This is a genomic window from Pseudomonas sp. HMSC065H01 (genome assembly GCF_001815235.1).
GTDB classification, from domain to species: Bacteria; Pseudomonadota; Gammaproteobacteria; order Pseudomonadales; family Pseudomonadaceae; genus Pseudomonas; species Pseudomonas aeruginosa.
Genome location: NZ_KV819836.1, coordinates 1 through 21,054, shown reverse-complemented (window position 1 = coordinate 21,054; position 21,054 = coordinate 1). Strand labels below are relative to the sequence as shown.

Sequence of the window (21,054 nt, the reverse complement as noted above, 5' to 3'; positions counted from 1 at the left end):
GCCAGCCGCTTCCCTGTAGCCATGGCGAGCTACGTAGGCGGTGGCGCTGGTAACGCTGCCCGGGCGGGCGCACGCTAGGCGTCGCGCCGAGCTGCGAGGCGCTGTCGGGTCCTGGCGTCGAGTAGCTCGCGCAGGGTCTTGAACAGCGGTGCGCGGTCGGTATAGCGACGGCCGTAGTCGAGGTTGAAGGCATAGTCGAAGTCCGCCGGATTGTCGCCCTGGGTGTGCTGGAGCAGGGTTTCCAGCTTGTCCAGGGCCTTCACTGCCAGGGCTTCGGCGGACTCGCCGCGCTCGTATTCGTCCCACAGGGCGAGTAGGCGGTCGCGCAGCGGCGCGTCGAGGTGACGGGTCAGCTGCAACAGGTCGGCGCGTTCCTGTTCGCCTTTGTCCGGGTGCGCGGCCTGCTCGACGGCGGGGATGTCGCCGTGGATCGCTTCGCCGAGGTCGTGGACCACGCACATGCGCAGGACCTTGCCGAGGTCCAGGCCGGCCAGTTGGTCCTCGAAGGCCAGTGCCATCAGGCACAGCCGCCAGCTATGTTCGGCGGTGCTTTCCGGGCGGCCGGAGGAGGTGTGCGCGGAGCGCAGGACGTCTTTCAGGCGTTCGGCTTCGCGGAGGAATTCGAGGCGGTTGCTCAGCAGTTCGAGGGACATGGCGCGGGCTCCGCTACCGGTGAAACGAGCCTGCAAGCCTAGGCGCGGCGGTGCTGAAGGTCCATGGATAAAATATCCGCGGCGACGTTCAGAGGGTTTCCACCAGGCGCACCGCGCGTCCGTCCGAGAGGGTCATGCGGGTCCAGCGGCAACGGCTGCGCCGGATCGGCACGATGGCCGAGGCGTTCGCTCCGCTGGCGAACTCCAGCGCCGGCGGTGCCAGCAGTTCGCGCCAGCCGAGTTCCTCGAGGGTGGCTTCCTGGCGGAGGATTTCCTCGCTGCAATAGGGCCACAGCGAACGGTCGAGCAGTTCGCCGAGAGGCACGCCGAATTGCGCGGCGCGTGCCGGCGAACAGGCCAACAGGCGATGGGTGAGGTCGCAGATCAGGTGCACGGGTTGCGGGTTGGCCTCGACCAGGCGGGCCAGTGCCTGGTCGGCGGCGGCTTCCAGGCGGGCGCCGAGCAGACGCTCCAGGCGTGCCCGTTCCTCCACCAGCAGCGCCTGGGTACCGGATTCCCAGCGCGAGATGGTCGATTGCGCCACGCCGAGCAATTCGGCGGCATGCGTTTGCTTGACCCGGTGCAGCAGGCGCCAGCGACGCAGGGCGGGGCCCAGGGACGAAGAAGGGAGAGGCTCGGTCATGCTTGGCTACGCGGGCGAATGGACGCTGAAGTCTGCGCCCGACGCCGGGCGGAGGCAAATCGGCGCGACACCGGGGGGACCCGTATGGTCGGCGGCGATCCTCGGAGGGCCGCCCGCGCCGCGCCGGCAGCCGTGGAGCTGCCGGCGGGCGTCTCGCTCAGGCCTTGGCGAAGGAGGTGGGGAAGGGCAGGTTGTACAGGCGTTGCCCGGTGGCGGCGAAGATCGCATTGGCCAGCGCCGGGCCGATGGGCGCCACACCGGGTTCGCCGACCCCGGTGGGCGCTTCGCCGGAGGGCACGATGTGCACTTCGACCTTGGGCATCTCGGCGATCCGCAGCACCTGGTAGCCGTCGAAGTTGTTCTGCTCGACCTTGCCGTCCTTCAGGGTGATCGCGCTGTGCAGGATCGCGCCGAGGCCGAAGCCGATGCCGCCCTCCATCTGCGCGGCGATCACGTCCGGGTTGATCGGGATGCCACAGTCCACCGCACAGACCACCCGCTCGACCTTCAGCTTGCCGTCCTTGTCCACCGAGACCTCGACCACCTGGGCGACGAAGGTCTTGAATGCCTCGGTCACCGCGATCCCGCGCCCGCGCCCGGCGGGCAGCGGCCTGGACGGGTCCCAGCCGGCCTTTTCCGCAGCCAGTTCGAGCACGCCGCGCAGGCGCGGCTGCTCTGCCAGCAGGTCGCGGCGGAACAGGTAGGGGTCCTTGCCGGCGGCCTGCGCCGCCTCGTCGATGAACGCCTCCACCGCGTAGACCGTGTGCGAGCTGCCGACCACCCGCCACCACAGGACCGGCACGCCGACCTGGGTGGTGCTCAGCTCGACCGAGACATTGGGCACCGCATAGGGCAGGTTGGCGGCGCCTTCCACCGAGGTGGCGTCGATGCCGTCCTTGACCATCACCGCGGCGAACGGCGTGCCTTCCAGGATCGACTGGCCGACGATGCGATGTTGCCAGCCGACCAGCTTGCCGTCGGCGTCGAGCCCGGCTTCGAGCCGGTGGTAGTACATCGGCCGGTAGAAACCGCCGTGGATGTCGTCCTCGCGGGTCCATTGCAGCTTCACCGGCACGCCGTTGGCGCCCAGCGCCTTGGCGATCGATACCGCCTCGACGATATAGTCCGACCAGGCGTTGGCGCGCCGGCCGAAGCTGCCGCCGGCGTAGAGCGTATTGATCTTCACCTGCTCCGGCTTCAGCCCGGCGGTGCGCGCCGCGTTGCCCTGGTCGACGGTCTGGAACTGGTCGCCGGCCCAGATCTCGCAGCTGTCGGCGGTCAGCCTGACCACCGCGTCCAGCGGCTCCATCGGCGCATGGGCGAGGAACGGGAACTCGTAGCTGGCGGCGATCCTGCGGGTCGCCCCGGCCACCGCCTTGGCGGCGTCGCCGTCCCTGCGCGCGGGCTTGCCGGGTTGCTCGGCGAGCTTGCGGTACTCCGCCATCAGCGCCTCGGAACCACGCTTCTCGGCCTTGCTCTCGTCCCACTCGACCTTGAGCGCGTCGCGGCCTTGCTTCGCCGCCCAGAAGCCCTTGGCGACCACCGCCACGCCGTGCGGCACCTGGACCACCTCGACCACCCCCGGAATCGCCCTAGTCGCCGTGGCGTCGAACGATTTCACCGTAGCGCCGAACAGCGGCGGGCGCTGGAGCAGGGCGACCAGCATGCCGGGCAGGCTGACGTCGAGGGTGAATTGCGCACTGCCGTCGGTCTTGCCGGGAACGTCGACGCGCGGCGCCTGGTGACCGATCAGGCGGAAGTCCTTGGGATCCTTCAATTGCACTTTTTCCGGCACCGGCAGTTCCGCCGCCGCAGCGGCCAGCGAACCGTAGCTGGCCTTGCGCTGGCTGGCCGGATGTTCGACGAAGCCGTCGCGGGTGCGCAGTTCGGTGGCCGGCACTCGCCACCGGCGGGCGGCGGCCTCGACCAGCATCGCGCGCGCCTTGGCCCCGGCCTCGCGCAATTGCATCCAGGAGTTGGCCATCGCCGAACTGCCGCCGGTGCCCTGCATGGTGCCGAAGGCCAGGTTGGCGTAGCGCTTGGCGTCGGCGGGCGCGCTTTCCACGCGGACCTTGCTCCAGTCCGCGTCGAGTTCCTCGGCGACGATGGTGGCGATACCGGTATAGGCACCCTGGCCCATCTCCACGTGCTTGGCGATCACCGTGACACTGTCGTCCGGGGCGATCCGCAGGAAGGCGTTGGGCGCGAAGCCGGCGTCCGGCAGGGCCGCGGCGAGGGCACGCCGGGCTCCGCTCCACTGGAAGCCGATGGTCAGGCCGACCACCGCGGCGCCTTTGAGGAAGCCGCGGCGCGAGCCGGGCAGGGCGTTGCTCAGATCGATCTTGCTGTTCATGGCGTCAGGCCTTCAGGGTGTCGGCGGCTTCGTGGATGGCGGCGCGGATCCGCACATAGGCGGCGCAGCGGCAGATGTTGCCGTTCATCGCGGCATCGATGTCGGCGTCGCTGGGGCTGGCGTTCTGCTCCAGCAGCGCGGTGGCGGACATGATCTGGCCGGACTGGCAGTAGCCGCACTGCGGTACCTGGAGCTTGACCCAGGCGTCCTGCACGGCCTTGCCGGGCTTGCTCTGGATACCCTCGATGGTGGTGACGCGCTTGCCGGCGACCGCGGAGACCGGCAGCACGCAGGAACGTACCGCGGTGCCGTCCAGCTGCACGGTGCAGGCGCCGCACTGGGCCATGCCGCAGCCGAACTTGGTGCCGTGCAGGCCGGCGCTTTCCCGGATGGCCCAGAGCAGGGGCATGTTGGGATCGACGTCGAGGGTGACGTTCTTGCCGTTCAGGACGAGCGAGGTGGGCATGCTGATTCTCCACGGAAAGGCCCGGGCAGGGCGTTATCTCTTATCAGGCAGGGATGCATCGGGCGAAGTGTGCGCGAAGGACGAAACGGACGCCTTGCACGATCCTGCGAAAGTCTAGATCAATCCTGCCGAGCGTCCCGGCGGGCGCGGCGCGGAAACGCGGCGAAACAACTCCGTCGGCGCAGGCGTTCACCCGGCATCGGCAACGCGCTAGGATCGCTGCCGTCGGTGACTGACGCCCGCCCGGGCGGCACGCACTTTCAGCCGGAAGCGGGACGACCCGTTTTCCCTCTTTCATTGCGCGGGGACGACCCTGCAGAGAGGCTGAAAATGGCGTGGATCTATCTCTTGCTCGCCGGTGTCTTCGAAATCGTCTGGGCCACGGCCATGAAGGAGTCGGCCGGCTTCACCCGCCTGTGGCCAAGCCTGGTCACCCTGCTGTTCATGATCCTCAGCTTCGGCCTGCTGGCCGTTTCCATGAAAACCCTGCCCCTCGGCACGGCCTACACCATCTGGGTCGGCATCGGTGCGGTCGGCGCCTTCGCCCTGGGCATCCTGCTCTTCGGCGAAAGCCCGAGCCCGTTGCGGCTGCTGGCGGTGGGGCTGATCGTGGCCGGCATCGTCATTCTCAAGCTGGCGACCCGTCAGGGCTGAGGGGCGACCATCATGTACGCATCCTTCGCTCCCGCGACCTGGGCCTTGCTCGCCTACCTCTTCGGCGCGCTCGCCCTTTGCCTGCTCATGCTGGGGTTGGGCCGGGTGCTGGGCGGCCGATCGCATGGCCGGGCGAAGAACCTGCCGTTCGAGTCGGGGGTGGATTCCACCGGCTCGTCGCGCTTGCGCTTCTCGGTCAAGTACGCGTTGGTCGCCATGCTGTTCGTGATCTTCGGCATCGAGATGCCGTTCCTCTACCTCTGGGCGGTGTCGCTACGGGAGAATGGCTGGGCGGGTTTCGTCGAGGCGACGCTGTTCGTCTCCCTGCTGCTGGTCGGACTGTTCTACCTGCACCGGGTCGGCGCCCTCGACTGGTCGCCGGAGCGCCGGCGGAAAAAGCCGCACGACTAGTCGTGGAGGATCACCAGCAGGTAGCGGCAGGCTTGCCCGGCGGTGGCGAAGGTCACCGCGCGGTCGACGCCGAAGTCCAGGCGGTCGCCGCGTTGCAGGTGGAACGACTGCTCGCCGTAATCCACCCGCAGCGCACCCTCGACCAGCCACAGGCGCTGCCGGTAGGGCCGGCCGCCCCAGCGGGGATAGTCGAGGCGGGCGTTCGCCGGGATCTCCACTTCCACCATCTCGCAGCCGCTGCGCGGATCGCGAGCGCCGACCTGGCGGCGGCGGTAGCCGCTGGCCGGGTCTTCCCACACTTCCTGCTGCGCGCGCCGGCAGAGCGGTTCGGCCGGCGCCTGCGCGTCGCCGAGCAGCTCGGAGAGGGCGACCCCCAGGCCGCCGGCGAGACGGCCGAGGACGCTGGCGGTGGGGCTGCTTTGGTTGTGCTCGATGCGCGAGATCATCGCCTTGCTCACCGCGCAGCGTTCGGCCAGTTGGGCGAGGGTCAGCTCGCGCTCCTTGCGCAGGGCGGCTAGGCGTCGGGCAATCAGTTCGTCGATATCCATGAGTGGCCCTGGCGGATTTTTCTCGTCCATGATAGTCACTGTCCAATATATTGGAAATTCGACCTTGCATTGGAGCTTGCCCGCGATGACCGAACCGACGATTCGCCGCCTGGCTGGCGAGGAGATCCTGGCGCGCCTGGACGAACTGGCCGAGGTACTGCTGGACTGCGTGGAAGGCGGGGCTTCGGTCAGCTTCATGTGGCCGTTGCCGCGGGAGCGGGCGCTGGCTTTCTGGCGCGGCGTCGGCGAGAGCGTGGCGGGCGATGAACGCCTGCTGTTGGTGGCGGAAGCGGAGGGGCGGATCGTCGGTACCGTGCAACTGCTCCTCGACCAACCGCCGAACCAGCCGCACCGCGCCGACGTGGCGAAGATGCTGGTGCACCGGCGTGCGCGTCGGCGCGGCATCGGCGAGGCGCTGATGGGCGAGCTGGACCGGCTCGCCCGGGCCTGCGGCAAGTCCCTGCTGGTGCTGGACACGGTCAGCGGCAGCGCCGCCGAACGGCTGTACCTGAAGACCGGCTGGACACGGGTCGGGGAAATTCCGGACTACGCCCTGATGCCGGACGGCACGCCCTGTCCCACCACCTATTTCTACAAGCGCCTGGCTGCTGCCGGCTGACCGAAGATGCCAGCGTTCCCAAGGCAGGCCGGGTAGAATCGGCGGATGCGAGAGATTCGGGGTCGATGGTGGAGTTACTGCAAGGGTTCGTCCTGACCCGGCACTGGCGCGATACGCCGGCCGGCACGGAAGTCGCGTTCTGGCTGGCGACCGAGCAGGGCCCGCGGCAGGTGCGGCTGCCGCCGCAGCCGTCGGTGGCGTTCGTCCTCGCCGAGCAGCGCGGGCGCGTCGAGTCCCTGCTCGCCGGGGAGACTGGCGCCGAGCTGCGGCCGCTGGCGCTGCGCGACTTCCAGCAGCGGCCGGTGCTCGGCCTGTACTGCCAGCAGCATCGCCAACTGATGAATCTGGAGAAACGCTTGCGCCAGGCCGGCGTCGAGGTGTTTGAGGCCGATATCCGGCCGCCGGAGCGCTACCTGATGGAGCGCTTCATCACCGCGCCGGTCAGCCTGGAGGCGAGTGTCGAGGCTGACGGCAGCCTGCTCGCCCGGCGCCTGAAGCCGGCTCCGGACTATCGCCCGCGCCTGCGCCTGGTGTCGCTGGACATCGAGACCAACGCCCGCGGCGATCTCTACTCCATCGCCCTGGAAGGCTGCGGCCAGCGCCAGGTATACATGCTCGGCCCGGCCAACGGCGATGCCGCGGCCGTGGATTTCCGCCTCGACTATTGCGACAGCCGTGCCGGGCTGCTGGAACGTCTCAACCAGTGGCTGGCCGAGCACGATCCCGATGCCATCATCGGCTGGAACCTGGTGCAGTTCGACCTGCGTGTCCTGCATGAGCATGCCCAGCGCCTGAAGGTGCCGCTGCGCCTGGGGCGTGGCGGCGACGAAATGGGCTGGCGCGAGCACGGCAGCCGCAACAACCACTTTTTCGCCGCGGCGGCCGGCCGCCTGATCATCGATGGCATCGAGGCGCTGCGCTCGGCGACCTGGAGCTTCCCCTCGTTCAGCCTGGAGAACGTCGCCCGGACCCTGCTCGGCGAAGGCAAGGCGATCGACAATCCGTACCAGCGGATGGACGAGATCGATCGCATGTTCGCCGAGGACAAGCCGGCCCTCGCGCACTACAACCTGAAGGACTGCGAATTGGTGACGCGGATCTTCGCCCGTACCGAACTGCTCGACTTCCTCCTCGAACGGGCCACCGTCACCGGCCTGCCGGCGGACCGCAGCGGCGGCTCGGTGGCGGCCTTCACCCACCTGTACATGCCGTTGATGCACCGCGCCGGCTTCGTCGCCCCGAACCTCGGCGAGAAGCGCCCGGAAGCCAGTCCCGGCGGCTTCGTCATGGACTCGCGGCCGGGCCTCTACGAATCGGTGCTGGTGCTCGACTACAAGAGCCTGTATCCGTCGATCATCCGTACCTTCCTGATCGACCCGGTCGGCCTGGTGGAAGGCCTGCGCCAGCCGGACGACGAGCACTCGGTGGAAGGTTTTCGCGGCGCCCGCTTCTCGCGTACCCGGCATTGCCTGCCGGCCATCGTCGCACGGGTCTGGGAGGGCCGCGAGGCGGCCAAGCGCGAACGCAACCAGCCGCTCTCGCAGGCGTTGAAGATCATCATGAACGCCTTCTACGGGGTGCTGGGTTCCAGCGGCTGCCGCTTCTTCGACCCGCGCCTGGCCTCGTCCATCACCCTGCGCGGGCATCGGATCATGCGCCGTACCCGCGAGCTGATCGAGGCCGAGGGCTATACGGTGATCTATGGCGATACCGACTCCACCTTCGTCTGGCTCGGCAGCCCCCGCGCCGAGGAGGAGGCCGCGGCCATCGGCCGGGCGCTGGTGGCGCGGGTCAACGACTGGTGGCGCGAGCACCTGAAAGAAGAATTCGGCCTCGACAGCGCCCTCGAGCTGCAATTCGAGACCCATTACCGGCGTTTTCTCATGCCCACCGTGCGCGGCGCCGAGGAGGGCAGCAAGAAACGCTACGCCGGCCTGGTGCGCCGCGCCGACGGTGGCGAGGAGATGGTCTTCAAGGGCCTGGAGACCGTGCGCACCGACTGGTCGCCGCTGGCCCAGCGCTTCCAGCAGGAACTCTACCTGCGCATCTTCAACCGCCAGCCCTACCAGGACTACGTGCGCGATTACGTAAGACGGACCCTGGCCGGCGAGCTGGACGACCTGCTGGTCTATCGCAAGCGCCTGCGCCGGCGCCTCGACGATTACCAGCGCAACGTGCCGCCGCATGTGCGCGCGGCGCGCATCGCCGACGACTACAACCTCGAGCGCGGGCGCCCGCGGCAGTACCAGAGCGGCGGCTGGATCAGCTACGTGATCAGCGTCGCCGGTCCCGAGCCGCTCGAGGCGCGGCGTTCGGCCATCGACTACGAGCACTACGTGGGCAAGCAGTTGCAGCCGGTGGCCGACGCCATCCTGCCGTTCGTCGGCGACGATTTCGCCACCCTGGTCGACCGGCAGATGGCGCTGTTCTGAGGCTGCCGACGCCTAGGCGAGCCGCGCCGGGATCTCCGCGAGCAAGCTCCCGAGCCGTTCCGCCAGTGCCGCGCCGCAGCCCAGCAGGGGCGCGCGCAGCTCGTCGCCGATCAGTCCCTGGCGCGCCAGGCCGGCCTTGACCGGCGCCGGGTTGGGTTCGGCGAAGGCCGCACGGATCAACGGCAACAGCGCGAAGAAGTTGGCCCGGGCCGCTTCCAGCCGGCCCTCGACGACCTGCCGGTGAAGCGCGACGAAGCGCTGTGGGTGCAGGTGCGCGGAGGCGGCGATGGCACCGCTGGCGCCCAGGCAGAAGGCGTTGAACATTTGCAGGTCTTCGCCGGCGAGCACCGCCACCTGGCCGTCTGCCAGCAATGCCAGGGTGTTTTCCAGGCTGCCGCCGCAGTCCTTGATCGCGGCGATGCGCGGGTGGCCGACGATCCGTCGCAGGGTTTCCAGTTCCATGCGCACACCGGTGCGATAGGGAATGTCGTAGACGATCAGCGGCACGCTGGACGCGTCGGCGACCCCATGGAAGAAGCGCACCAGCGCCTCCTGGGAGGGGCGGATGTAGTAGGGCGCCGGCACCAGCAGGCCGGCGAGCGGACGCTCTAGCACTTCGCGCTGGAAGGCCAGCAGTTGCGCCTGGTTGTTGCCGGCCAGCCCCATCGCCACGCGCTCCGGCGCCACCCGTTCGAGCACGGCGTCGAGCAATTGCAGCTGTTCGCCGTGTTCGAGCGCCGCGGCTTCGCCGGTGGTACCGCAGACCACGACCCCGGCGACACCGGCATTCAGCAGGTGGTCGAGCAGGCGCGGCAGCGCGGCGAAGTCGATCTCGCCATGGCGGAACGGCGTGACCAGCGGGACCCAGATACCTTGGAACGATGACATGACTCTCTCCTGGTGGCTGACCGTCTTGTCGGCGTCAGGAGGGCGGAAGGGGTTCGGCGGGAGGCGGGAGCGCCTGCGTGTCCTGTCAGCTCACCTGACGGGACAGCACGCCCCGGTCAAATGAGCGACTGTTTCTTCGATTTTTTCGCGGCAACGGCACGGCCCCGAGCCTTGGCGCCGGGGCCAAGCGGAAAACGCTCGAAGTCGAAGGACAGGGACATGCCGTGGAATACCGGAAAAAGGGGGACGGGCAATTTCTACGGGCTGCGCGGCGCGCTGTCAACCGCGTCGCGGGTTCAGGCCAGTTGCGCCGGGTCGAGCATGTCGCTTTCGAAGGTCATCCAGCCGCCGTTCTCGCTGGCCGCGCCGTCGAGGATCGGGCCGTAGTAGGTGAGGCCGATGGTCAGGCTGAAGCAGATGTGGGTAGCGTTCTCCGGGGCGTCCAGCTGGCCTTCGAAGTGCAGCTTGAGCACGCCCGGCTCGACGCTTTCCAGGCCGATGGCGACGTTCGGGTTGTCCACGGCCTCGCTTTCGCGGCCGCGTTGCTCGGCGCTGACGGTGAGGGTCACGGTGTCTCGGTACATGTCTTGCTCCAGTTGGCGTGGGGCCGGCGTCGCCAGCGCGGCGGACAGACTACTGGCAGACGCGCCGGCTGGCCAGTGCTGGCTGCGGCAGGCGCCGCGCGGGGCCTGGGAATCATTCGCCGGCGGCGCAGTCCAACTGCGCATCACCAACCGACCCCCGAGGGGATGATGAAGCTACCCGTGCTCGCTGTATTGGGCGCCGCGCTGCTGTTGAGCGCCTGCGCGAAGAAGGAGGCCGAGGCCTGTGCCTCGCCGGACGTGAAGGACCAACTGATGCGGATCTTCCTCCAGGGCGCGATCACCGAGCGCTCGCCGGAGTTCAAGGACAGCGCGCTGCGCGACGTGGCGATCCTCGAGAAGGATCCCGACAGCGGCGTGCTGTCCTGTGTCGGCACCCTCAGCGTGCCGGCCGGCCAGCAGGTGGTCGAGGGCGTCCTGCAATATCGCATCGCCCCGGTGGCCAAGTCCGACTACGACTACCTGCTGCTGGATACCGCCGGCGCCAACACTACCGCCCTGGCGCAGCGCCTGAACAAGGCACTCGGCCAGTGATCGCGCGCCTCGCTCAGGGTACGCCGTTGCGGCCGTGGGCGAGGAAGCCGGGACGGGCGCCGAGGCGCTCGTAATAGGCGCGCACCGCTGGCAGCGACGGATGCTCGAACGGCGTCTCGTACCAGCGGTTGACCGACAGGCCGATGGCGATGTCGGCCAGGCTGAAGGTCTCGCCGGCGACATAGGCGCCGGTGCGTAGCAGTTGTCCCTCGAGGATTTCCATGAAGCCCGTCCAGCCGCGCAACGAGGCCTCCACCTGGGCCGCGTCGCGGTGCGCCGGCGACTGCCGGACCAGGCTCATGAAGGCATAGCTCCACGAGCGGTTGAGGTCGGAGGCCTGCCAGTCCAGCCACTGGTCGACCCGCGCGCGCGGCGCCGCCTGCTGCGGATAGAGGCGTTCGCCGGCATAGCGGTTGGCCAGGTAGCGGATGATGCTGTTGGATTCCCAGAGCACCAGTTCGCCGTCGCGCAGCACCGGCACCATGGCGTTCGGGTTGAGGGCGAGGAACTCCGCCGCGTGGGTGTCGCGGAAGCCGCTGCCCCAGTCTTCGCGGCGGTAGGGCAGGTCCAGTTCGGCGCAGGTCCAGAGCACCTTGCGCACGTTGATCGAAGAGGCCTTTCCGAGAATCTCCAGCATGGCGATGGCGCGTCCTTGGGCGGATAGGAAGGCTCCGAGTATACGGGCCGATCCCGCCGACGGGGAACGGCTCGAGCGGGGGCGCCGGCTAGGCGCCGCTGGCTTGCCGGCGACCCGGGCGGCGGCGCGCCCAGAGGGCGAAGTAGAGCCAGCCGATGACGAACGATGGCGCCACGCTCGCCAATGGATGCGGCGTGCCCGAGAGCCAGTGCAGCGCGGCCATCGGCGCGGTCAGCAGGAGCACCACCAGCAGGGGCGCCTGGCGTTGCGCAAGGCCGTGGCGGCGGCCGAGACATTGCAACAGGTACAGGCCGAAGCGCGTCGCCAGGAGACTCGCGGCGCCCTGGAGCAGGGCGGCGACGCCCATCCCGGCCAGGCCGCCGTCCTGGTTGGCATAGGCCGCCCAGGCGCCGTAGAGCACCGCGGCCGGCAGCGCCGCCAGCCACGGGTCGTCGGAGCGCTGCGCGAGTCCGCTCACCGGATGATCCTCTGCTGCACGTAGGGTTCGGCACCGGGCGCGAGGCGGACCATGCAGAGGATCTGGTCGCTGCTGCCGACGTGGGCGACGAAGTGGTCGTTGGTCCTGGCGTGGCTGGACATCGCCATGCGCGGGAAGAAATCCGGGGCGACGCTGCGTTGCCCGCCGGGTATCAGGCCGGTTTCCGCATCCAGGCGCAGGTTGGCGGACAGCGTGCCGACCACGTCGAGGGCCAGGTCGACCATGTCCGGGCTCTGGCGCGGCGCTTCCAGGTCCGGGTACAGCGTCGCTCCCGGGATCCGCGCGCTGAGGGCGCGGAACATGTTGTAGACCACAGGGTTGTAGGTCTTCGCCACGATCAGTGGCGGCAGCCCGCCGTTGCGCTCGCTGACTTGGCGCAGGAAGAACTGGTTGATCCGCTTGAACAGGCTGGTGCGGTGGTAGCGGTCGACCACCATCGCCGTCCACAGGTAGAGGAAACGCGTCGCGCCGCGGACGAAGTCCTTCGCGCCCAGGATGCCGATGATCCGTTCGCCCTCCGGATCGGTCGCCAGTACCAGGTGGTCGTAGGTCTCGAAGATATCCGGCTGGTTGCCGAAGTATTGCAGCACGTCGAACTGCGGCATTCCCTCTTGCAGGTCGGCGACTATCTTGCGCTTGAAGCCCTCGGGGAACTGCCGTTCGCGGCTGGAGTAGTCGAGGTCGAAGGCGTTTTTCTGCGGATCGCTGGTCATGGTCGTGGCTCGCCGGAGGAAGAGGCTGAAGGGCGCAGGACCAACTGGCGGTCCGTCGCGTCGGGGGCGTCGTCGGCGATACGGATGTACGCGCCGCGGGCCCAGAGTTCGTTGAGATCGGTGGCGCCGTCGAACGGCAGGCCGGAATTGCGGGTGGACAGCGCGTAGCGCGAGTTGTCGAAGTCCGCCAGGTCGATGACCATCCGCAGGGTCGCGGCGATCCGTGTGTTGAACGGGTTGGCCGGGTCGCTGTAGTCGAAGCGCCCGACGTTGACGCTGAAGTTGTCGCCGCCCTTGTTGTTCTTCAGGTCGAACAGCGCGCGCAACGGGGTCTTGTGGAAGGGCACGTGCTCGGCGAGGGCGGCGTGCGCCTCGCCCCACTTCCAGCCGCTCGGCGCGCTTCCGTGGGCGGCTCGCAGTTCGTCGAGGGCGCGGCGCAGCGACTGGTTCAGCTTGAGGTCGCAGCCTTGTTCCTGGCCGCACCAGAAGCGCAGGTCGGCCTGGCCGTCGAGGATCAGCCGGAGGAATCCGTCGTAGTTGCGCTGGTTCCAGCCGCTGGCCAGCAACTGCGTGCCGATCCTCGGTTGCAGCAGCTCGCGGGTGAAGGCGCGTACCCAGTAGCCGGCGATCAGTGGCGCGGCCAGGTCGGCGGCGGCCTGGTGGTTCCAGCCCTGGAGCAGGGCGAAGGCCTCGCTGGCGCGCAGTTCGGGGTCGCTGACCTGCTCCAGCATCTTCGGCAACAGGCTCGCCATCACGCTGGAGAACTCGTCGTTCTGCAACTCCAGGCTGTCTTCCAGGGTGCGCTGGCCGGGGCCGCCGAGCCACTCGCGGATGCGGTCGTAGCGGTAGGGCAGGACCCAGTCGTGGCCGAAGTCGAAGGCATTGTCGGGCGGCACGATGCGCTGGTTCGCCGTGGCGATGAACCCTTCGCGCGGGTTGAGGCTGCGTGGCTTGGCGCTTTCCGGAACGTAGCCGACCCAGTCGTAGCGGCTCTCCCAGCCGGGCGAGGGGGCCAGGCCATGGAGGTCGTCGTCGGCGCCGCGGAGCGGTACGCGACCGGCGGAGACGTAGCCGATGTTGCCCTCGACGTCGGCATAGACCATGTTCTGCGGCGGTACGCCGAAGTCGGCGGCGGCGTCGAGGAACTGCTCCCAGCCTTCGGCCCGGTTGATCGCCAGCAGGCTCGGGAAGGTCTTGTCGTGATGGTCGAGGCCGGTCCAGGCGAGGGCGATCACCAGCCGGTCGCGCTGCGCCTGCGGCAGCCGCGCCGGTTCGTAGATGTCGCTGATCACCGGGCCGTGGCGGGTGCTGCGGACCTCCAGCGAGACCGGCTCGCCGTCGCGCACGGCGATGCGTTCCAGGCGCGTCTCGAAGGGCCGGTAGCCGTCCGGGGTCAGGTAGCGCCGCGGGTCCTGGGGATCGACGCGCTCCAGGTAGGCGTCCTGGATGTGCGAGCCGGTATTGGTGTAGCCCCAGGCGATGCGCTGGTTATGGCCGATGACGAACAGCGGGGCGCCGGCGAAGTTGGCGCCGGTGAGGCTCAGGCCGGGGATCTTCAGGCTGGCCAGGTAGAAGGCCGCCGGGTTGGTCAGGCGCAGGTGCGGATCGTTGGCCAGCAGCGGCTTGCCGGTGGCGCTGCGGCTGGCGGAGACCACCCAGTTGTTCGAACCGATGCCCTCGACGTTGGAACCGGGCAGTTGCCCCAGCAGCTTGCCGGCGTCCGGCGTGCCGCGCAGGGAGCGGTACAGGCTGGCGTAGTCGCGGGTGGCCGGCGGCCGCTCGCCCGGATAGGGGGCGAACACCTCGTTGATCCGCGCCAGGTCCAGGTGCTCGGCCAGCGCCAGGCGCTGCAACTGCATGCCCAGGTTGGCGCTCAGGGTCCAGGAATAGAGCAGGTGCAGGGACAGGCTGTCCACCGGCCCCCAAGGCCCCGGCCGTTCGTGGCGCACCAGGCTGAATTCCAGCGGCAGCGCCGCCGGGGCCAGCCCCAGATAGGCGTTGATCCCGTCGCTGTAGCGTTGCAGCAGGACGCGCGTGGGCGCGTCCAGGTTGGCGTAGATGCCCTCGGCGGTGCGTCGGAAGCCCAGGGTGCGGGCGAACCTGTCCATCGGCAGGGTCTTGGCGCCGAACACTTCGGAGAGCGTCCCGCCGGCATAGCGGCGGGCGAACTCCATCTGCCACAGGCGATCCCTGGCGTGGCTGTAGCCGAGCAGGAAATAGCCGTCCTCCAGGTTCTGCGCGCGGATATGCGGGACGCCGGCGGCGTCCCAGGCGATCCGCCCCTCGTGTTCCAGGCCATGGCCGACCTGGATCTCGCCGTACTTGAAGCCCAGCGGGACGGCCAGCAGGTAGACCGCGCAGGCCAGTAGCCCCAGCAGCAGGCCGCCGAGGGACAGGCGCCAGGCGTAACGTGCGTTCTTCGACATCGCTTCGAGTCTCCACGCCGACGGGTCAATAGACCCGCCGGTTCCGGTCCGCATGGCGACTGACGAAGAACACCAGCGAGACGCGCTCGCCGGCGGTCACCTGCTGGACCTCGTGGGGATAGCTGCAGTCGCTGATGATCACCGAGCGCGGCTCCGGCTTGATGTCGTTGCGCAGGTTGCCGTCGCGGTCGTAGACCACGAACTGGCCGCCGGAGAAGTAGGTGCCGAGCTGCAGGACGATGGAGTACTGGTAGTCCGGGTTGCTGTCGGTATCCAGGTGCCGGCCGATGAACGAGCCGGCCTTCATCCGGTTCACCTGCATGCGCCGGACGTAGAAGGCGTCGTCGCCCATCAGCTTGCGGAACAGGCTCATCACGTTGTCGTTGCAGACGCGCGGGATGATCAGCTCCGACAGCGCATGGTTGACCACCGTGGGACGGTCGCGGTCGGTCATGAAACGGGCCACGTAGAGGTCGTTCTCCTCGTCGGCGTCGCCGATCAGGATCTTCTCCCACGGCAGGGTCGAGTTGGCCAGGACCTGGTTCATCAGTTCCCAGTCCTGCTCGTCGTAGAGCGCGTCGCTGGGGGTGATATAGGCGCAGCCGTTGGCTGCCAGGCTCTGGGTGATCTGGGCAATCTGAGTATTCATGGGGTTTCCTGTGTGATCAGGCGGTAGCCTGGGATGCGGGTTGGTTGGTGTGGGGCTGGTTGGCGGCATCGGTCTCCGGAGCGAGCCGGGCATGGTTCTCGCGGTACCAGTCGACGATTCCGAACGGGTCCGACTGGCCGCGGCAGAGGTGGTCGCGCAGGATCAGGAAGTTCTCCCACATGCCCCAGGTCTCGGTCATCGGGCCGAACTTCGAGGGGCGCGCCTCGTTGGCCGCGCGCTCCGGCGCGATGCGCCAGAAGTTCACTCCCGGCTTGCGATGGTGGAAGTCGTGGCTGGGCAGGTCCTGCATGAAGGAGAACACCCGCAGCGGGATGTCGATCAGCAGCACGCCCAGGCTCCAGCGAACGAACGCCAGGGCGAAGGCCAGGCCCTGCTTGTCGGCCGGGTAGGGGCGGCCGAGGAAGCGTCCCCAGCTCAGCGAGCCGTAGTGCAGGAAGCGCGGCAGGCCGTGCTCGTTGCGGGCGAACCAGAGGTGCTCGGAGACGTGCTGGATCCACGACGAGTACTGGGTGAGGATGAAGATCGGGAACAGGTAGAACAGCGCGAACGCCTCCAGGTAGCCGCTGGCGTACACCAGGCCGAGCAGCGCAGCCCAGTAGAGCGCCCGGCTGACGCGCTCGTGGCGCGGGGCGGAGACGAAGCTGACGTCGAAACGGAACTTCAGGTGCTCGAGGATCCGCGCCGGATGGAAGGGCGCGAGCACCAGGCGGGTCCAGAAGGCGCTCTCGGACATGCCCTTGTAGAAGCCGTGCTGTTTCATGAAGACCAGGTCGACGTCGTGCTCGGTATTGAAGGTGCGCACGCTGTGGTGTTCGTTCACGTGCAGCTTCACGTACTCGTCGCGCGGGGTGTGCAGGATCGGGATCGACAGGATCCACTTGCAGGTGAAGCGGGCCAGCGCCTTGTTCTCCAGGCTGGCGCCATGGGTGGTGTAGTGGAAGGTATGGAGGAAGCCACGCTGGCGGTTGACCACCAGGCACATGATCAGCGCGCCCAGCAGGCACTTCAGCCACAGCGGCTGCTGCGAGGCGAGCAGTTGCTGGCCGTAGATCACCGCGAGGAAGAACACCGCGTAGCCCCAACTGATGTGCAGGTAGAGCTGCCAGGGCTTGAGCAGGGTGTCTTTCGGTCGCCGCGGCGGGCGGTCGTTCAGCGACTTGCCGGTGACCCAGGTCCAGAACGGCTGGCAGGGCAGGTCCTTGTAGGTACGGCGCACGTCGATGCCGTATCCGTACTTGGAGTATCGGGTCTTGAACAGTTCATCTTGCATGGCGCAGGCGCTCCCTGGTTACAGGTAGTCGGTTCGGATGTAGAGCGTCGGGACGGTCGCGAAGAACGAGTAGAACGGCTCCATCCGGTAGTGATCGACGGCCAGCACGACGAAGTTGTCGAAGCGCTCGCCGAAGAGTTTTCCCATCAATGCGTACTCGGCGGCCTGGGAGACGAAGCTGGCCCAGATCTGCTCGCGCGACTGGCTGGCGAACCATTTCTCGTAGAGCGGCAGGCGCGACAGGAAGATCGATTCCAGGGCCGGGTAGTCCAGCCCGGTCTGGCCGTAGTCGCCCTGTTCCAGGCGCTGGACGATCTCGCCGTGGGCCCGGTGCCAGCCGTCCTCGCCGCCGCACATCTCGAAGAACGAGCAGGTCGCGGCCGGGCAGGGCAGGGCCCCGGCGATCCGCTCGAGCTGGCGCTCGACCTTGCCGAGGAAACCCTCGCGGGTCTCGCCGGTGGCGGGGTTGCGGTTGAACGACAGGTATTCGAACTCGCCGCCGAGGATCGCGTGGCGGATTTCCACCTGGCGCGCCCTGGCCAGCTCCGCCACCGCCTGGCCGGCGCTGACCAGCTTGGCGCCGGCCAGGCCGGGCTGGTCGCCGACTCGCTCGAAGGTGTAGCGCGGCTTGCCCTCGGCATCGCTGGAGTGCGAGTAGTCCGGGCATACCGCGCTCACCAGGTGCAACGGACGGCCTTCGCCAGCGGCGCGCTCCAGCGCCTCCACCAGGCCGCGCAGGGCCCGCTCGCTGGGCGGCATGACGTTGCCGGCGGCCAGCCAGCGCTCGATGTCGCGGGCGTGGCGGTCGAGCTGCGGGATGTCCGGATGCTTGAGTTCCAGCTCGCTCTTGGCGTTGACCGCATCGGCCAGGAGCAGGGTGGTCAGGGACGGGATGCGTCCCTTGCTCTTGAAGCGGTGGATGTTGGTGACCACCGAGTTGCCCTGGCGCAGCTTGAAGTCGAATTCCTGGTGGCGCGACTGGAGGATCAGGTAGAACAGGTAGTTGCTGAACGGCAGCTCGCGCGCGCCGTGGGAGATGCGCAGCTCCAGATACCTGCGTTTCAGTTCGCCGAGGCGCGTTTCCAGTTGCGCATAGGTATGGTCGGGGACCACTTCGGCGAGGGGGAGGCCATACGAGATGGATTTCAATATGTTCCGGCTGAGACGGGAATCGATGTCTGGAATCATGGCGTTCACCTGACGTCGGGCTTGACCAGGACGGGAGCGGGCTGGGTTTTTCCGGGGAGGCTGTGCACGTCGCGGAACAGCAGCATGTCGACGAACTGCTGCTCCTTGTCGCCGGCGAAGCCCTGCGGCTCGTCGATGCGGCGGGGGTTCTCGTAGGTGCCGAACAACATGTCCCAGATCGGGAAGTCGCTGTAGTTGCACTCGTGGCGGTCGCGCTGGTGGTGGATACGGTGCATCTCCGGGCGCTGGAACAGGTAGCCGAGGACGTGCGGGGTGCGCAGGTTCGAGTGGTAGAACATCTCGCCGAGCGCGGCGAACATGATGTAGTAGGCGCCAGCCTCGATGCTGATGCCCATCACCACGTAGGCGACGAAGCTGCCCAGCAGCGAGTTGAAGACCATCTCGGTCGGATGCTTGTAGAAGGAGGTGAATACCTCGATGCGTTGCGGCGCGTGGTGCAACTGGTGGAACAGCCGCCAGAGCGTGTCGTTGGCGTGGCGCGCGCGATGCCACCAGTAGGTGACGAAGGTGTTGACGAAGTAGGCGGCGAAGCCGGCCAGCAGTGGTGGCAGGGCATCCGAGGTGTGCAGCAGGCTGTGCCCCATCATCCATTTGTTCCAGGTGATGCCGGCGAGCAGGGCGATCGACACCTGGACGATGTTGAGGAAGATCACCCGGGCCACCCAGGTGCTCACCTTGGGCAATTTCCAGCCGGGAACCAACTGTTCCAGCATGAAGATGAATAGCGCCACTCCGATCAAGTAATAAATCATATTTATCTCCTCTTCCTTAGGGGCGGACGCCATGCGGAACTTTCATCGATACGAAAGGCCAGCGTCCTGTTTATTGTCTGAAGCACTTCTCGGCAGGCTGCGGTTATCGCTTCGCTATATTCGGAAGGCGATCTCGGTCAGGCGTGGATAGCTTGTCCATGGTCGAATGGAGCGCTCTTTTTAATTGCCTCAGAATGCGCTTCGTGAAAATCGGCACGGACAATGAAATGCCTGGTCGAATTAAATTGTCACAGCCCGGCAGGGACAACCTGCCCTTCCGGGCAGGTATCTGCGGAGAGATAGGGGGGGAAGTATGTAGTTGCCATTTCTGGTCCCCGGGGAGCCTCGTCGACGAGGCCCGCCATGGGCCAAGGTTTGTTGTCGGGAGGCTCTCCCGACGACGATGGAGCGTGCGAGAAGAACAATGAGAAAGACCGCCGTGAGGCCCATCGGAGAGCCGTTCTACGGTTTCCGCAAAGATCCGGGGCGCAGTCCCCTCCAGCCCAGCGCAGTTCCTGCGCGGCGCCTCGTGTCCGTGCTCATCGAGAAGTTCTCTTCAGCCTCGTTTCGTCGTCGCCCGGCGGGCGGCGAATGGGCTCGACCTCGTCCGGAACACCCGCACAGGGCCGGTGGCGATATGTACTTCCAGGTCCGGCTTGATAAAGGGAATTGTCATGAGTGGATAAGACGGAAACAAAAAAGAATAAAAACGCTGAAGAACCGAATCCTGCCGGGATCGATTGTTGACTGGTGAAGCTGGCATGCATGATGAGAGAGAGGGATATCTCGAGATTTTGTCAAGAATAACAACCGAGGAAGAGTTCTTCTCCCTGGTTCTCGAGATATGCGGTAATTATGGATTCGAATTCTTTTCATTCGGTGCGCGGGCGCCTTTCCCGCTGACCGCGCCTAAATATCATTTCCTGTCCAATTACCCAGGGGAATGGAAAAGCAGATATATCTCCGAAGACTACACATCCATCGACCCGATCGTGCGCCATGGTCTCCTGGAATACACCCCGCTGATCTGGAATGGCGAAGACTTCCAGGAGAACCGTTTCTTCTGGGAGGAAGCGCTGCATCACGGCATCCGTCACGGCTGGTCGATCCCGGTCCGCGGCAAGTACGGGCTGATCAGCATGCTGTCCCTGGTGCGTTCCAGCGAGAGCATCGCCGCCACGGAAATCCTGGAGAAGGAATCCTTCCTGCTCTGGATCACCAGCATGCTGCAGGCTACCTTCGGCGACCTGCTGGCGCCGCGCATCGTCCCGGAAAGCAATGTGCGCCTGACCGCCAGGGAAACCGAGATGCTCAAGTGGACCGCGGTGGGCAAGACCTACGGCGAGATCGGCCTGATCCTGTCGATCGACCAGCGCACGGTGAAGTTCCATATCGTCAATGCGATGCGCAAGCTCAACTCCAGCAACAAGGCGGAGGCCACCATGAAGGCTTACGCCATCGGCCTGCTCAACTGAATCGACGCCTCGTCGCCTAGCGAGGCCGCCGCGCAAGCGTCCGGCCATTCACCGAATGGCCGGATAGCGTTTGCGCCGGTCGCCTGAGCGCAGCCTTCCCACCGGCAGCGTTTCCCCGCTGCCCCCTTCGCCATTGCGCCCGTCCTCCTGTTGTCCGGCACGCTAGTGCAACTTTCCGGGCGCTTGGCAAACCGGCCAAAGAATAGAACGGAATCGATGCCCCACACCTGTAATTTTTAAGGGGTTATGGCTATTGCAAAAAAGCGTTTATAAGTTTGTCCCCTGTCAAATCTGGTTACAACTGGATCTCAGGCGAAACATTCGGTCATGGCAATTCGGCATTAGTTGAAACTTTGGAGACGCTCCGAAGCGAGCAACTTTTGCCCGGAAAAAGCTTCACGGCAATTTCTCCGGCCTGTCATCCCGATGTCTTCTTTCCGGTATGGATGCCAGTCGATTCGAACTGGCGGAGATTCGCACCATGCGAGAGTACCAACGGTTGAAAGGGTTTACCGACAACCTGGAATTGCGTCGGCGCAACCGTGCCACGGTCGAGCACTACATGCGCATGAAGGGGGCCGAACGGTTACAGCGGCACAG

Annotated in this window: 22 protein-coding genes; 7 read left to right on the top strand and 15 right to left on the bottom strand. The window is 67.0% G+C overall.

The genetic code is table 11. The features are described 5' to 3' along the window. Window positions 1-74: 74 nt before the first annotated feature. From HMPREF3014_RS03335 to HMPREF3014_RS03320, 4 genes are all read right to left on the bottom strand, one after another. A complete protein-coding gene (locus tag HMPREF3014_RS03335) occupies window positions 75-653 on the bottom strand; it encodes an HD domain-containing protein (protein ID WP_003102740.1) in 579 nt (192 codons plus the stop codon). Between the two features lie 88 nt (window positions 654-741). After that, complete coding sequence (locus HMPREF3014_RS03330) at window positions 742-1,296, bottom strand: helix-turn-helix domain-containing protein (RefSeq protein ID WP_003088112.1); 555 nt, start codon at window positions 1,294-1,296, stop codon at window positions 742-744. Between the two features lie 157 nt (window positions 1,297-1,453). Continuing rightward, window positions 1,454-3,649 carry a xanthine dehydrogenase family protein molybdopterin-binding subunit gene (locus HMPREF3014_RS03325; RefSeq protein ID WP_023087567.1) on the bottom strand — a complete coding sequence of 732 codons (2,196 nt, stop codon included), beginning with the start codon at window positions 3,647-3,649 and terminating at the stop codon, window positions 1,454-1,456. Window positions 3,650-3,653: 4 nt separating this feature from the next. Then, on the bottom strand, window positions 3,654-4,115 hold the full coding sequence (locus tag HMPREF3014_RS03320) for a (2Fe-2S)-binding protein (RefSeq protein WP_003102736.1): 462 nt from the start codon (window positions 4,113-4,115) through the stop codon (window positions 3,654-3,656). 330 nt (window positions 4,116-4,445) lie between these two features. Here HMPREF3014_RS03320 and HMPREF3014_RS03315 point away from each other — a divergent pair, with 330 nt between their 5' ends. Together HMPREF3014_RS03315 and ndhC are read left to right on the top strand one after the other, a co-directional pair. Then, the gene (locus tag HMPREF3014_RS03315; protein ID WP_003102734.1) at window positions 4,446-4,769 is read left to right on the top strand and encodes a DMT family transporter; all 324 of its coding nucleotides are present in this window, start codon (window positions 4,446-4,448) and stop codon (window positions 4,767-4,769) included. 12 nt (window positions 4,770-4,781) lie between these two features. Next, window positions 4,782-5,180 (top strand): NADH-quinone oxidoreductase subunit A, encoded by a 399-nt coding sequence (gene ndhC, locus HMPREF3014_RS03310; RefSeq protein WP_003088123.1) that lies wholly within the window; start codon window positions 4,782-4,784, stop codon window positions 5,178-5,180. On the opposite strand, the gene HMPREF3014_RS03305 is transcribed toward ndhC, so the two are convergent. Next, the gene (locus HMPREF3014_RS03305; protein WP_016253541.1) at window positions 5,177-5,728 is read right to left on the bottom strand and encodes a helix-turn-helix domain-containing protein; all 552 of its coding nucleotides are present in this window, start codon (window positions 5,726-5,728) and stop codon (window positions 5,177-5,179) included. The genes ndhC and HMPREF3014_RS03305 overlap by 4 nt on opposite strands. Window positions 5,729-5,813: 85 nt before the next feature. On the opposite strand from HMPREF3014_RS03305, the gene HMPREF3014_RS03300 reads away from it, so the two are divergent. Both HMPREF3014_RS03300 and HMPREF3014_RS03295 read left to right on the top strand, forming a co-directional pair. Next, on the top strand, window positions 5,814-6,347 hold the full coding sequence (locus tag HMPREF3014_RS03300) for a GNAT family N-acetyltransferase (RefSeq protein WP_003102722.1): 534 nt from the start codon (window positions 5,814-5,816) through the stop codon (window positions 6,345-6,347). A gap of 68 nt (window positions 6,348-6,415) precedes the next feature. Then, window positions 6,416-8,779 carry a DNA polymerase II gene (locus tag HMPREF3014_RS03295; RefSeq protein ID WP_003122806.1) on the top strand — a complete coding sequence of 788 codons (2,364 nt, stop codon included), beginning with the start codon at window positions 6,416-6,418 and terminating at the stop codon, window positions 8,777-8,779. A 12-nt stretch (window positions 8,780-8,791) separates the two neighbouring features. Here the strand turns inward: HMPREF3014_RS03295 and dapA are convergent, their stop codons facing one another. After that, window positions 8,792-9,667: a 4-hydroxy-tetrahydrodipicolinate synthase gene (gene dapA / locus HMPREF3014_RS03290; RefSeq protein WP_003117661.1), complete on the bottom strand. Its 876-nt coding sequence runs from the start codon at window positions 9,665-9,667 to the stop codon at window positions 8,792-8,794. Between the two features lie 296 nt (window positions 9,668-9,963). Beyond that, a complete protein-coding gene (locus HMPREF3014_RS35300; protein ID WP_003088136.1) occupies window positions 9,964-10,251 on the bottom strand; it encodes a hypothetical protein in 288 nt (95 codons plus the stop codon). A 165-nt stretch (window positions 10,252-10,416) separates the two neighbouring features. Here HMPREF3014_RS35300 and HMPREF3014_RS35295 point away from each other — a divergent pair, with 165 nt between their 5' ends. Further along, a complete protein-coding gene (locus tag HMPREF3014_RS35295; protein WP_003115740.1) occupies window positions 10,417-10,803 on the top strand; it encodes a hypothetical protein in 387 nt (128 codons plus the stop codon). A 13-nt stretch (window positions 10,804-10,816) separates the two neighbouring features. Here the strand turns inward: HMPREF3014_RS35295 and HMPREF3014_RS03275 are convergent, their stop codons facing one another. The 8 genes from HMPREF3014_RS03275 to HMPREF3014_RS03240 all read right to left on the bottom strand — a co-directional run bounded on the left by HMPREF3014_RS03275 (window position 10,817) and on the right by HMPREF3014_RS03240 (window position 18,979). After that, complete coding sequence (locus HMPREF3014_RS03275) at window positions 10,817-11,440, bottom strand: glutathione S-transferase family protein (RefSeq protein WP_003088140.1); 624 nt, start codon at window positions 11,438-11,440, stop codon at window positions 10,817-10,819. 88 nt (window positions 11,441-11,528) lie between these two features. Next, on the bottom strand, window positions 11,529-11,918 hold the full coding sequence (locus tag HMPREF3014_RS03270) for a hypothetical protein (RefSeq protein WP_003088144.1): 390 nt from the start codon (window positions 11,916-11,918) through the stop codon (window positions 11,529-11,531). After that, window positions 11,915-12,652 (bottom strand): hypothetical protein, encoded by a 738-nt coding sequence (locus HMPREF3014_RS03265; protein WP_004349323.1) that lies wholly within the window; start codon window positions 12,650-12,652, stop codon window positions 11,915-11,917. Before HMPREF3014_RS03265 ends, HMPREF3014_RS03270 begins: the two co-directional genes overlap by 4 nt. Next, window positions 12,649-15,078, bottom strand: coding sequence for a penicillin acylase family protein (locus HMPREF3014_RS03260; protein ID WP_023087566.1), 2,430 nt, complete (start codon window positions 15,076-15,078; stop codon window positions 12,649-12,651). Before HMPREF3014_RS03260 ends, HMPREF3014_RS03265 begins: the two co-directional genes overlap by 4 nt. Before the next feature lie 25 nt (window positions 15,079-15,103). Continuing rightward, a complete protein-coding gene (locus HMPREF3014_RS03255) occupies window positions 15,104-15,727 on the bottom strand; it encodes a 2OG-Fe(II) oxygenase (protein ID WP_003102697.1) in 624 nt (207 codons plus the stop codon). Window positions 15,728-15,743: 16 nt separating this feature from the next. After that, window positions 15,744-17,018: a fatty acid desaturase gene (locus HMPREF3014_RS03250; RefSeq protein ID WP_003102695.1), complete on the bottom strand. Its 1,275-nt coding sequence runs from the start codon at window positions 17,016-17,018 to the stop codon at window positions 15,744-15,746. 18 nt (window positions 17,019-17,036) lie between these two features. Continuing rightward, window positions 17,037-18,206: a hypothetical protein gene (locus HMPREF3014_RS03245; protein WP_003088150.1), complete on the bottom strand. Its 1,170-nt coding sequence runs from the start codon at window positions 18,204-18,206 to the stop codon at window positions 17,037-17,039. Window positions 18,207-18,211: 5 nt separating this feature from the next. Further along, window positions 18,212-18,979: a sterol desaturase family protein gene (locus tag HMPREF3014_RS03240; RefSeq protein ID WP_003102692.1), complete on the bottom strand. Its 768-nt coding sequence runs from the start codon at window positions 18,977-18,979 to the stop codon at window positions 18,212-18,214. A 761-nt stretch (window positions 18,980-19,740) separates the two neighbouring features. On the opposite strand from HMPREF3014_RS03240, the gene qscR reads away from it, so the two are divergent. Further along, on the top strand, window positions 19,741-20,454 hold the full coding sequence (gene qscR, locus HMPREF3014_RS03235) for a quorum-sensing transcriptional repressor QscR (protein WP_003118960.1): 714 nt from the start codon (window positions 19,741-19,743) through the stop codon (window positions 20,452-20,454). Window positions 20,455-20,935: 481 nt separating this feature from the next. After that, window positions 20,936-21,054 (top strand): PhzA/PhzB family protein (locus HMPREF3014_RS03230; protein ID WP_185832820.1); only part of this gene is annotated, 119 nt, incomplete at its 3' end.

Excerpts from the sequence above, each read along its gene's own strand:
- HMPREF3014_RS03335 (WP_003102740.1), bottom strand. The coding sequence starts at position 653 with ATGTCCCTCGAACTGCTGAGCAACCGCCTCGAATTCCTCCGCGAAGCC.
- HMPREF3014_RS03330 (WP_003088112.1), bottom strand. The coding sequence starts at position 1,296 with ATGACCGAGCCTCTCCCTTCTTCGTCCCTGGGCCCCGCCCTGCGTCGC.
- HMPREF3014_RS03325 (WP_023087567.1), bottom strand. The coding sequence starts at position 3,649 with ATGAACAGCAAGATCGATCTGAGCAACGCCCTGCCCGGCTCGCGCCGC.
- HMPREF3014_RS03320 (WP_003102736.1), bottom strand. The coding sequence starts at position 4,115 with ATGCCCACCTCGCTCGTCCTGAACGGCAAGAACGTCACCCTCGACGTC.
- HMPREF3014_RS03315 (WP_003102734.1), top strand. The coding sequence starts at position 4,446 with ATGGCGTGGATCTATCTCTTGCTCGCCGGTGTCTTCGAAATCGTCTGG.
- ndhC (WP_003088123.1), top strand. The coding sequence starts at position 4,782 with ATGTACGCATCCTTCGCTCCCGCGACCTGGGCCTTGCTCGCCTACCTC.
- HMPREF3014_RS03305 (WP_016253541.1), bottom strand. The coding sequence starts at position 5,728 with ATGGATATCGACGAACTGATTGCCCGACGCCTAGCCGCCCTGCGCAAG.
- HMPREF3014_RS03300 (WP_003102722.1), top strand. The coding sequence starts at position 5,814 with ATGACCGAACCGACGATTCGCCGCCTGGCTGGCGAGGAGATCCTGGCG.
- dapA (WP_003117661.1), bottom strand. The coding sequence starts at position 9,667 with ATGTCATCGTTCCAAGGTATCTGGGTCCCGCTGGTCACGCCGTTCCGC.
- HMPREF3014_RS35300 (WP_003088136.1), bottom strand. The coding sequence starts at position 10,251 with ATGTACCGAGACACCGTGACCCTCACCGTCAGCGCCGAGCAACGCGGC.
- HMPREF3014_RS35295 (WP_003115740.1), top strand. The coding sequence starts at position 10,417 with ATGATGAAGCTACCCGTGCTCGCTGTATTGGGCGCCGCGCTGCTGTTG.
- HMPREF3014_RS03275 (WP_003088140.1), bottom strand. The coding sequence starts at position 11,440 with ATGCTGGAGATTCTCGGAAAGGCCTCTTCGATCAACGTGCGCAAGGTG.
- HMPREF3014_RS03265 (WP_004349323.1), bottom strand. The coding sequence starts at position 12,652 with ATGACCAGCGATCCGCAGAAAAACGCCTTCGACCTCGACTACTCCAGC.
- HMPREF3014_RS03260 (WP_023087566.1), bottom strand. The coding sequence starts at position 15,078 with ATGTCGAAGAACGCACGTTACGCCTGGCGCCTGTCCCTCGGCGGCCTG.
- HMPREF3014_RS03255 (WP_003102697.1), bottom strand. The coding sequence starts at position 15,727 with ATGAATACTCAGATTGCCCAGATCACCCAGAGCCTGGCAGCCAACGGC.
- HMPREF3014_RS03250 (WP_003102695.1), bottom strand. The coding sequence starts at position 17,018 with ATGCAAGATGAACTGTTCAAGACCCGATACTCCAAGTACGGATACGGC.
- HMPREF3014_RS03245 (WP_003088150.1), bottom strand. The coding sequence starts at position 18,206 with ATGATTCCAGACATCGATTCCCGTCTCAGCCGGAACATATTGAAATCC.
- HMPREF3014_RS03240 (WP_003102692.1), bottom strand. The coding sequence starts at position 18,979 with ATGATTTATTACTTGATCGGAGTGGCGCTATTCATCTTCATGCTGGAA.
- qscR (WP_003118960.1), top strand. The coding sequence starts at position 19,741 with ATGCATGATGAGAGAGAGGGATATCTCGAGATTTTGTCAAGAATAACA.